General features: G+C 58.3%; 10 protein-coding genes. 2 read left to right on the forward strand and 8 right to left on the reverse strand.

The features are described from left to right. Positions 1 to 50: 50 nt before the first annotated feature. Positions 51 to 1031 (reverse strand): KpsF/GutQ family sugar-phosphate isomerase, encoded by a 981-nt coding sequence (locus tag JIN87_RS23945; RefSeq protein ID WP_200358369.1) that lies wholly within the window; start codon positions 1029 to 1031, stop codon positions 51 to 53. Positions 1032 to 1120: 89 nt separating this feature from the next. On the opposite strand from JIN87_RS23945, the gene JIN87_RS23950 reads away from it, so the two are divergent. Continuing rightward, on the forward strand, positions 1121 to 1942 hold the full coding sequence (locus JIN87_RS23950) for a LysM peptidoglycan-binding domain-containing protein (RefSeq protein ID WP_200358372.1): 822 nt from the start codon (positions 1121 to 1123) through the stop codon (positions 1940 to 1942). 22 nt (positions 1943 to 1964) lie between these two features. Here JIN87_RS23950 and JIN87_RS23955 read toward each other — a convergent pair whose 3' ends face one another. The 5 genes from JIN87_RS23955 to JIN87_RS23975 all read right to left on the reverse strand — a co-directional run bounded on the left by JIN87_RS23955 (position 1965) and on the right by JIN87_RS23975 (position 6699). Next, the gene (locus tag JIN87_RS23955; protein WP_200358374.1) at positions 1965 to 2420 is read right to left on the reverse strand and encodes a hypothetical protein; all 456 of its coding nucleotides are present in this window, start codon (positions 2418 to 2420) and stop codon (positions 1965 to 1967) included. Between the two features lie 73 nt (positions 2421 to 2493). Beyond that, positions 2494 to 2961, reverse strand: a complete 468-nt coding sequence (locus tag JIN87_RS23960; protein ID WP_200358376.1) for a YiiD C-terminal domain-containing protein — start codon at positions 2959 to 2961, stop codon at positions 2494 to 2496. Positions 2962 to 3076: 115 nt separating this feature from the next. Further along, on the reverse strand, positions 3077 to 4648 hold the full coding sequence (locus tag JIN87_RS23965) for an apiosidase-like domain-containing protein (protein ID WP_200358378.1): 1572 nt from the start codon (positions 4646 to 4648) through the stop codon (positions 3077 to 3079). 69 nt (positions 4649 to 4717) lie between these two features. Continuing rightward, a complete protein-coding gene (locus tag JIN87_RS23970; protein ID WP_200358380.1) occupies positions 4718 to 5158 on the reverse strand; it encodes a DUF5069 domain-containing protein in 441 nt (146 codons plus the stop codon). A 41-nt stretch (positions 5159 to 5199) separates the two neighbouring features. After that, entirely contained in the window at positions 5200 to 6699 is a 1500-nt protein-coding gene (locus tag JIN87_RS23975; protein ID WP_200358383.1) for a PLP-dependent transferase, read from the reverse strand. Between the two features lie 106 nt (positions 6700 to 6805). Here JIN87_RS23975 and JIN87_RS23980 point away from each other — a divergent pair, with 106 nt between their 5' ends. Then, positions 6806 to 7561: an exodeoxyribonuclease III gene (locus tag JIN87_RS23980; protein WP_200358384.1), complete on the forward strand. Its 756-nt coding sequence runs from the start codon at positions 6806 to 6808 to the stop codon at positions 7559 to 7561. A 50-nt stretch (positions 7562 to 7611) separates the two neighbouring features. Here the strand turns inward: JIN87_RS23980 and JIN87_RS23985 are convergent, their stop codons facing one another. Together JIN87_RS23985 and JIN87_RS28400 are read right to left on the reverse strand one after the other, a co-directional pair. Further along, positions 7612 to 9762 carry a sodium-translocating pyrophosphatase gene (locus JIN87_RS23985; RefSeq protein WP_200358386.1) on the reverse strand — a complete coding sequence of 717 codons (2151 nt, stop codon included), beginning with the start codon at positions 9760 to 9762 and terminating at the stop codon, positions 7612 to 7614. Between the two features lie 49 nt (positions 9763 to 9811). Then, the coding region (locus tag JIN87_RS28400) for a hypothetical protein (protein ID WP_234033586.1) at positions 9812 to 10027 on the reverse strand (216 nt) is incomplete at its 5' end.

Genomic DNA, 10027 nt, shown 5'->3' on the forward strand with positions numbered 1-10027 from the left:
GAGTGACGCGGATATTTGGGGGAGGGGTGGCGTCTTTTTGAGCGGGGGGGTTAGATCATGCGGACCTTGGTGAGGTCTTGGCCGTCGATGATGCCGATGGGGTGATTGGCGGAGTCGACCACGATGAGATCGTCGATGCTGTGCTGCTCGAAGGTTTTGAGGGCTTGGGCAGCGAAGGCTCCGCTGGAGATGGTGATGGGGTTCGGGGTCATGACCGAACTGGCGGGGCTTTGGAGGAAATTGGGGTGGCTGAGGATGTAGCGGCGGATGTCGCCGTCGGTCATGATGCCGGCGAGGGTGCCGTCTTCGTTGAGGAGGGCGACGCAGCCGGAGCTTTTGGCGGACATTTCTGCCAAGCAGTCTTTGCAGGTGGAGGTTTGGGGGAGGGCGGCGAGTCTCTCGGTGCGACGCATGATTTCGTCGACTTTGGGCGAGAGGACGCGTCCGAGAGAGCCGCCGGGGTGGTATTTGGCGAAGTCTTCGCGGGAGATGGAATTGAGCTCCAAAAGGACCATGGCTACTGCGTCGCCGATGGCCATGGCGGCGGTAGTGGAAGCGGTGGGGGCGAGCTCGAGCGGGCAGGCCTCGCGATCGGCCTTGTAGGAGAGCGTGGCGTCGCAGAGTTGGGAGAGAGTGGAGTCTTCTTTTTTGGTGACCGCTATGGTTTGCACGTCGAAGCGTTGGACCATGGGGAGGAAGCGGAGCAGCTCCTCGGTTTCGCCGCTGTTGCTGAAGGCGAGGACGGTGTCTCCTTGGCGGCAGAGTCCGAGATCTCCGTGCAGGGCTTGAACGGCGTCAAGAAAGGTGGATGGCGCTCCGGTGGAGTTGAGGGTGCCGACGAGCTTTTGGCAGATGTGGGCGTTTTTCCCGATGCCGGTGAGGATGAGCTTGTTGCCGCGAGCGAGGGTTTGGTGGAGGATTTCCACGACTCCTGCGAAGCCTTCGCTCAAGGCGTCTCGGGTGGCTTGGAGGGCGGCGATTTCGACGTCGAGGCAGCGTTGGCCTTTTGCGATGATCTGAGGTGTTTCCATCTGGTTGGGAAGCAAAATTATCTATTCAGGATTTAGGACTTGGAAACGTGGCTCGGGTTGCTGTCTTATGCGTAGAGAGACGATACTAAATGACGCTTAGGGCTAAGGCTTCCAGACTATTCTTTTTCACGCTCGTGGGGTTCGCGTTTTTGGCGGGCTGCGCTCAGCAGGACTCGCTCGAAATTCTGCAGGAGGATGAGGATCCGATTTTTCGTCGGGCCCGGGACTTGTATGCTCGGGGGATGGAGAACGAGGCTTTGGAGAATTTTCTGAAGCTTATCCAACGCCGAAATGGCAACGCTCCGGAGTCGCATCTCGATGCGGGGAATATCTACCTGAAGCATTTGCATGATCCGGTTTCGGCGATCTACCATTTCAAGCATTACGAGGCTTTGCTGCGTCAGAGCAATCGCGAGGATGCGGATACGCGTATCGAGTTGGTGGAGGAGCGGATCAAGAGCGCGAAGAAGGAGTTCGCTCTGACTTTTGATGCGAAGGTTTATAAGGATCCGCTCGAGCGTCTAAAGCTTTTGGATACTATCGAAAGCTTGCGGACGCAGAACGAGTTGCTGAAGCGTCAGCTGACTGACGCTCGTACCCGGAGAAGCGATCTGGCGGACTCGTTGCTGGCTTCCCAGACCGAGGCGGCCGCGGCGAGGGCGGAACCTGTTTTTGCGTCGCGGGTTGAGCGGGCTCAGCCTCGTACTGCGCCAAGTCGGCCGGTGGCTCAGGCGAGCGTGCAGCAGGATTCGGGGCGTCGTTACACGATCAAATCGGGTGATTCGCTTTACCGCATAGCGAGCTCTGTCTACGGGGATGGTAGCCGCTGGAAGGAGATTTTGGATGCGAATCGTGACGTGATCCCCAACGAGGGGAGCTTGAAGGTCGGGGCTTCGATCCGGATCCCTTAGGTTTTTGCGTTCTGGCGAGCGTTTATTCGACGCGGAGGATGCGGCGGTCGCCGGCGTTGCCGCCTAGGCTTTTGCCGATGAGTTGAGCTCCAAGTGGCGACTTGGGGGTGACGACTGTGATGGGGCCAGTCTCGGTTTCGAGCTCTACGCCGCCGTGGGCTGGGCCGATGAAGAATTGTTCTCTGCCTGAGTTTCCTAGGGTGGTGACGATGGAGCCGATGGCACTGGGACCGTCGTGAGGCTCGTCGGTGATTTGCAGGTTTTTGTAGGCTTGGAGGGCGTCTTGGAGGTCGGCGGCGTAGCCGGCCTGAGCGCTGGCTACGTAGGATGTCTCGAGGGCGCGGGTGTCGTATTTGTTTTCTGGGCGCGACTCTTCGTCGGTCGCTTCTTCGGCGCTTTCTAGAGCTGCCTTGGAGGCGATATCGAGCTCGTGCTCGATGATGGCGATGAGTTTTTCGACGATGTCTTTCTTGTGCATGGACGGTGAATTCGAGACGCGGCGGTCTGGAGGAAACCGGACCTGCTTCGAGTTTGGTGGAGGCCGCTATGGTTTAGGCGGGATCCAGATCGCGCGTATCGTATTCGCAAGTCAACGTCGCTGTTTCACCGAGTTCGTCGCTCAAGGTCGCTACGAGGCTGACTTTGGCGCGTGCTTTTCGGGAGAGCATGCGGAGAAACTGCTGCCATTCCTTGTCGCTGGGCAGGCAACAGGTGGCGAAGAGGGTGGAGGAGTTGGAATCGATTTCCCTGTTTTTGCTGAAAGTGGCGTGGCTGAGGCTGGTGAAGGGCTTGTAGTTGAGCCGTTGGAGGGAGACTTGAAGGAAGGCCCAGCTTGAGAGCTTGCAGAGGGTGATGCCGCTGAGGTCGGAGAATTCCGAATCCATCACGGTGTTGCCGATTTTCGATGCGGAGAGTTTGAGGCATTTATCCGAGGCTTCGACGACCTGGCAGTCGATGGCTTTCGAAACAGGGATTCGATTGTGGAGAAATTCTTCGACACGTTTGAGAGGCAGTTCCATCGGCCAAAATAATGGCGCAGGCGGCCAGACTTGTCGAACGGCTCGGGCAGAATTTGCTGGATCGCGGCGTGTCGGAACTCCCGCGAGTTCTGCGGGTTAGAAAAGCTGGGGACGCTTATCCTCGTTGGATCCAGAGAATCCAGTCTCCTGGTTCGGGAGTGAGGAAAATGGTGGAGGCTTTGGTGATTTCGACTTCGCCGTTCCACTCTCCTCGGGTCGGGCTGAACCACTTGGCTTTTCCGATAGCGAAAGGGAGTTCTAGGTTGAAGGTGGTGAAGATGTCGCTGGCGCTGGCGTTTTGGTCGGAGTAGAAGCCTTCTCCGTTTTTGCCGCTGTGGCCGTCTGCCGCGTCTGGGTTGGCGATATAGACGATGCACTGGTCCGACTCGGCGGAGCGCATGGATTTGCAGAGGAGGGGCTTGTTGCCGCTGATGGAGTCGTCGGCGACCCAGCCTTCGAGGGTTTCGCAGGTTTCGCGAATGAAGGTATGGATGTGGAGTAGGTCGTGGGCTCCGGATTGGAGGCGTCCGGCGTGGCAGGCGTCGTAGTAGCCGTAGATGCCTGCCTTGTGGCCGTGCCCTTGTCCGCTGGTGTTGAGGCCGTGGTACGTGGGGTGGGCTCCGGAAAGAAGGAGTCCCCAGAAGAGGCGTCGGAAGTAGAAGCGGGGCTGTAGAGGAGCGAGGGCGTGCTCGGCTCGGTCTGCGTCGAGTACGATTGGCTTGCGGGTTAGCTTGGCGTTTTCCGGTACGAAGGATCCGTCGACTTGGCCGAGGGAGGCGAGTGAGGTGAGGCCGCACCATTTTTCGCGATCGAAGAGGAAGCTGGCGTAGCGGGGTTGTCCGCAGGTGATCAGCGAGTGCCAGGGGGCTTGCTCGTAAATGGTCTTCCCGAGTCGCGAGAGCGCTTGGAGGGTGACGGCGCTGTCCTTGGCGGGATCGATCTCGGTGGCGAGGCACCAGTGGACGTTGGCGAGCGGGCTGAGGCGTTCGCAGGCGTAGTTGACGACGAGGTGGGTGAGCGGGTCGCCTTCTTCGAAGCGTTCGAGCTCGTCGCGGTCTTGGGCGAAGAGGTCTAGCTGGAATTGTATCCCGGGGAAGCGTTCGAGGGCGTAGAGCAGGCGGGTTTCGACCTCGTCCCAGAAGGCGAGGTTGAGGTGCTTGCGGTTCGAGTCGTAGAAATTGGCGGCGGAGGTAGCGGTTTCCGGGAGTCGTACGCGGATCTTGGTGAAGCCGGCTTGGGCGGCTTGGTCGATGTAGGCTTGCCAGTTTTCTTGATCTGGGGAGAGCAGGGCTTCGGCGGTGTCGCCAATATGTAGATACGGGCTGGCGCTGTCGTATTGGAATTGGCGGGTGTCTTTTAGGGAGACGCGAAGTTTGCCGGGGAGGCTGGAGTCCTCGACTTGGATACGTCCGCTCGCGACGCCTTTTCCGGCGGAGCTTTTGGCTTCCCAGCGCCATTCGCCGGATTCGGGAAGGTAGCATCTGGCGATTGCTTTTCCGTCGTTGCGAGCGAAGGCTTTGGCGGAGATGCGGGCTCCCGAAGGGAGGGTGAAAGTCAGGTTGAGCGGAAGGGCGGGTTGCTTTGCGGTGACGACGTGTTCGCCGGAAAACTCGAGTTGGTGGCATCCGCCGCGATACGCGGTTTCGGTTCCGCTGCTGAGGACTTCCTGGTCGGAGGGGGTTGGCATATCAGATACAAGAGACTATGATTAAGCGGTCGTTCGGGGGTGAAGACGCCTTGAAGTACGTCCTGTATGTTATGGGATGCGTTCTTCGTCAAACTCGATCATGTCCGCGAAGGTGATCAAGTCGTCTCGGTCTTCGATGCCCATTTTGCGTTTGGCTTGCTGGAGCGACTCGCGGCCCATGGGGCTGAGGCCCTTTTGCACGACTTCGCGGTTCCACTTGGCGATCTTGAGGTCTTCGGGAAGGATCTCGGCTAGGCGGCGGTCGATCTCTTCGTCGGAGTCGCTTTCGCGGACGATGTTTTCCACCTCGTCGGGATCGATGCCGAGGTGGAGGCAAAGGAAGCGGTCGAAGCCTTTCTTGTAGTTGCGTTGGTAGGATTTCCCGAGCTCGCCTTTGACGGCTTTCTTGGCTTTGGCGATGAAGCGCGGAAGGTGCAGTAGGCCGCAGGCGTGGGGGATGTAGGGTGAAGGCAGGTCGTAGTGGACGACTCCGGTATCTGGACGAGACATTTTGAAAGTAGGATTTGTGAAGGTTGAAGTAGGAAACTGGGCTAGGCTTCTAGGCCGATTTTTAGGGCGGCGATGATTTCCTCGACCGGTTCTTCGCCGATGGCGAGGCGAAGGAGCTCGGGGGTGATGTTGGCTCTGGCGAGGGTCTCGAGGCCTTCCTGGCTGGTGACGAGGGAGTAGTGGGCGAGGTAGATGTAGGGGCAGAGCAAGGTGGAGTGCATGCCGAAGCTTGGCCCTTTGCCGAGCGGAGTGGCGTCGTAGAATGGGGCGAGCGGTCCGTCGATCTCGAAGGAAATGAGCCCGCCGGCGGCTTCGGGCGAGCGGGCGAGTTTTTCGAAGTTTTGGCGGGTGCTTGCTTGCTTGGCCCAGTAGACGGATTTGACCTTGGGGTGTGATTCGAGGAACTCGACGATTTTGGCGGTGCTTTGGTTTACCGTTTTGACGAGGTCTTGGTATCCGGAAATCTGATATGCGAGGCGATGGAGGTCGCGTGTGTAGGGTGGCTCGACGTCGTCTCGGATAAAACTTAGGATTTCGTCTTTTTGAGGGCAGTGGTCAGTGACGGCGATGGAGCCGAGCATGACGTCGCCTTCGTTGGCTGCGTATTTCGTGAGGCTGTTGACGATAATGTCGGCGTAGGGCTCGACCTCGATGTTGGCAGGTGACGCTACGGTAGGGTCTACGATGAAGTAGATTCCGTATTGTGTCGCCAGTTTGCTGATACGGTCGAGGTCGCAGGTTTGAATGAGCGGGTTGGTGGGAGTCTCGGTGACGATGCCGGCGATGGAGTTGCCTCTTTCCTCTAGCATCTTTTCGAGAGTGTCGAGGTCGAGTATGTCGAGGAGCTCTAGGTTGGTCGCTTCCTCGCCGCTTAGCTTGTCGAGGATGTGCATGGTGTCGGTGTAGAGCCAGCCGAGTTTGATCCATGACTTGCGGCCTTTGGGGTACTGGATAGAGCGGACTACTTCGAAGGCGGCGAAGAAGGCGTTCATGCCAGTGTTGGAGAGGGTGATGGAGGCGGGGTCGACTCCGTGGAGTGGAGCGAGTTCGTCTCGAATGCGGGCGACGGGGTCGCCTTCGTAGAGATCTTCTTTTGGGGCGGACTCGAGCGCACCCTCGGTCACTAGATAGTCTTCGGCTTGGCGAGCTGAGAGGAAACCGCCGACGTGTTGGAGGAAGGCTTTGGCTTCGAGGTTTGTTTGCGGGGCGGTCGGTATCCGGAGCGCAGATACGCCTCGGTGGACAATGAGCTTGCTAGGGACTTCCGAGAGATGGGCTTGTAGGCGTTTGGCCATGCCTTCTGAGGAGGTTGGCCAATAGGAGTGGTCGGGTGTTTCGAATAGGCGTTGCCAATGGGCTTCTACCTGACGGAGGAAGGTGTGGAGGACGAAACGCGGGTAGCCGGAGGTGAGTTTGGAGAGGGTTTCTGGGTTCTTTTCCTCGTAGCCGATAACGTCGGCCATGGTGGGAATGCTCACTGAAACGGCGTGTAGCGAGTTTGGTATGGCTTGGCCAAGGGGAAGGTGTTGTCCGGCGCTCATTGGATAGGTCAGGCGGGCACTTTAGGGGGAGGGGTGCGCTTGTCCAGCGCTGCTTTTCTGGAGGTTTCGGTTTGATGCGTAGCGGTCGGCCACTATGACCGAGCGGATGAAATTCATTTCTTGGAACGTAAATGGGATTCGTGCGGCGGTGAAGAAGGGCGCGATGGACTTTTTTGATGGGTGCGGCGCGGACTTCATTTGCCTGCAAGAGACGAAGGCGACAGCGGATATCGTGAAGGGCTTCGACTGGGGTGTGGGCAAGACGGTGATCGCTCACGAGGCGGTGAAGAAGGGGTATTCGGGGACGGCGATTATCGCCACGAAAGAGCCAGAGTCTGTCGCTTACGGCATCGGGATCGAGCAACACGACCAGGAGGGGCGTGTGATCACGGCTGAGTACGCGGATTTCTACTTGGTGACGGTTTATACTCCGAATTCCCAGAACGAGTTGAAGCGTCTCGATTATCGCCAGGAGTGGGATCGAGATTTTCTGGCCTACGTGAAAGGGCTGGAAGCGAAGAAGCCGGTGATCTTTTGCGGCGATCTAAATGTGGCCCACACGGAGGACGACTTGGCGAACCCGAAGACGAATCGGAAAAACGCGGGCTTCACGGATGAGGAACGGGCGGATTTCGATACGATTTTGGAGGCTGGGTTTGTTGATACGTTCCGTGAGTTCACCCAGGGTAAGGGGCATTATTCGTGGTGGAGCTACCGTGCGGGTGCTAGAGCTCGGAACGTAGGGTGGCGGATCGATTACTTCATGATCTCGGAGTCGCTTCGGCCGCAGCTTAAGGCTGCGAGAATTTTGCCGGACATCATGGGGTCGGACCATTGTCCGGTGGAGATGACGCTTGGGTAGGTTTCGACTGTTCTACTTGTGCGGCAACGACGGAGCGTCGCTCTTCTGTGCTAGAATAGCGAATACGATAGTGTGAGACCGGCTGTGACGATGGAAACCATGGTCATTAGCTTTATGAGGATGTTGAGGCTGGGGCCGGATGTGTCTTTGAAGGGGTCGCCCACGGTATCGCCGATGACGGCGGCTTTGTGAGCTGCGGAGCCTTTTCCTCCATGGTTTCCTTCTTCGATGAACTTTTTGGCGTTGTCCCAGGAGCCTCCGGAGTTGGCCATGAAGACGGCGAGCACGAAGCCGGTCGCGAGTCCGCCTACGAGGAGTCCGATTACTCCGGCGGGACCGAAGAGTAGGCCGATGCAGACTGGAGCGGCGATGGCGATGAGGGCAGGCGTGAGCATCTCGCGTTGGGCGCCCTGGGTCGAGATGGAGACGCAGCTGGCGTAGTCGGGAGTGGACTCGCCTTTAAGGATCTTGTCGTCCTTGGCGAACTGGCGGCGGACTTCTTCGACCATGTCTTTGGCGGTGCGTCCTACGGCGTTCATAGTGAGTCCGCAGAAGAGAAACGCCATGAGGCTTCCGATGAAGAGTCCGATAAGAATGCGCGGGTTGAGGAGGTGAAGCTCGTGGGTGTTGATGTAGTTTAGGAGGAGCTCGTTCGCGTTTTTGTAGCTGTCGATGTTGGGATCTGCGAAAACGTAAGAGGCCATGAGAGCCATGGCGGTGAGGGCGGCGGACCCGATGGCGAAGCCTTTGCCGATGGCGGCGGTTGTGTTTCCGAGCGAATCGAGGGCGTCTGTTCGCTGACGGACTTCAGAGGGGAGTCCGCTCATTTCGGCGTTCCCGCCGGCGTTGTCCGCGATTGGGCCGTAGGCGTCCGTAGCGAGGGTGACTCCGAGGGTGGAAAGCATGCCGACTGCGGCGAAGCCGATTCCGTAGAGTCCGCCGGCCATGTTTGCCAGATCGAATCCCGAGGCGGCGGAATATGAGAAAATGATACTGATGCAGACTGCGAATACGGCGATGTAGGTTGAGATCATGCCGGTGCCCAGTCCGGCGATGATGACGGTGGCCGGACCTGTTTCGGCGTTTTCCGAGATGGAGAGGGTGGGGCCGTAGTCGGAGGATGTATAGTATTCGGTGGCTTTGCCTATGGCGATTCCGGCGATGAGTCCGATTACGATTGCGGTCCAGATTCCCCATCCGTTGGGAAGACCGAGGCCGAAGATAACGGGAATCGAGAGGACGGCGATACCTATGGCGGCGAAATTGACGCCTCGGTCGAGAGCGTGCAGAAGCGACTTTTGGCTGGCGTCCTTTTTGGCTTGGACGAGGTAGATGCCGATGACCGAGAGCACGATTCCGATTCCGGCTACCACCATGGGGGCGACGGCGGCTTGGATCTGTAGGCTGGGATCGTAAGCGAATGCGGCAGCGCCAAGGGCTGCGGTTGCGAGAATGGACCCGCAGTAGGATTCGTAGAGATCCGCGCCCATGCCAGCGACATCTCCAACGAAGTCGCCAACGTTGTCGGCTATGGTGGCGGGGTTGCGGGGATCGTCTTCTGGGATCCCTGCTTCGACTTTGCCCACGAGGTCAGCTCCCACGTCTGCAGCTTTGGTGTAGATACCTCCTCCGACGCGGGCGAACAGGGCTTGTAGGGAAGCCCCCATGCCGAAGGCGAGCAGGGCCGTGGTAATGAACGGCATGTTTGGCTTGCCGCTTGGGCTATGTAGTTGAACGAGTATTACGAACCAGATGCTGATGGCGAGTAATCCTAGACCGACGACGGAGAGCCCCATTACGGCTCCGCTCCGGAAGGCGATGCGCAGTCCGTTGTTGAGAGATTCGCTCGCGGCTTGAGCGGTGCGACTGGCCGCTGCGGTGGCTGTTTTCATCCCGAAGTATCCAGCGAGACCTGAGAAGAGGCCTCCGCTCACGAAGATGACCGGGGTCCACGGGTTTTGGGCGTGAAGCTGATAGGCGAGGAAGGCGAAGAGAGCGGTGAGAATGATAAACGCGAAGGCGACTATCTTGTATTGTTGCTTCAAATACGCCCTGGCTCCTTCGCTCACGTAGCCGGCGATTTCTCGCATGCGTTCGGTTCCTTCGCTCTTCGTTTGGAGCTGGCGGAAGAATAGGTAGGCGAACGCGAGACTGACGAGAGCCGCGCCCGGAGCGATCCAGAAAAGTGTCGGAGTGGTCATCGCTATTTTGGGGTTTGCAGAGCTGCGATTAGATTTTGCGATCACCGCTTTAGTCGAATTGCAGACCTTCAGTATAAATAGCACGACGGGAGGGCAGCGTAAAGGGTAAGAGGATTAGCAAAGCTAATGTATAAGGATCCTTAACCCGAACCAGAAGGGGGCGGAATCGCAGGTCAGTCCGCTCGATTTCGGAGAAGCAGCCCTTATGGGGGTGAGTTGGTTTGCGCAGTTTCATGTCGAACGTTCGACATGAAACTGCGCAAAA

This window comes from Pelagicoccus mobilis, from assembly GCF_016595505.1.
In the GTDB taxonomy this organism is placed as follows: domain Bacteria; phylum Verrucomicrobiota; class Verrucomicrobiia; order Opitutales; family Opitutaceae; genus Pelagicoccus; species Pelagicoccus mobilis.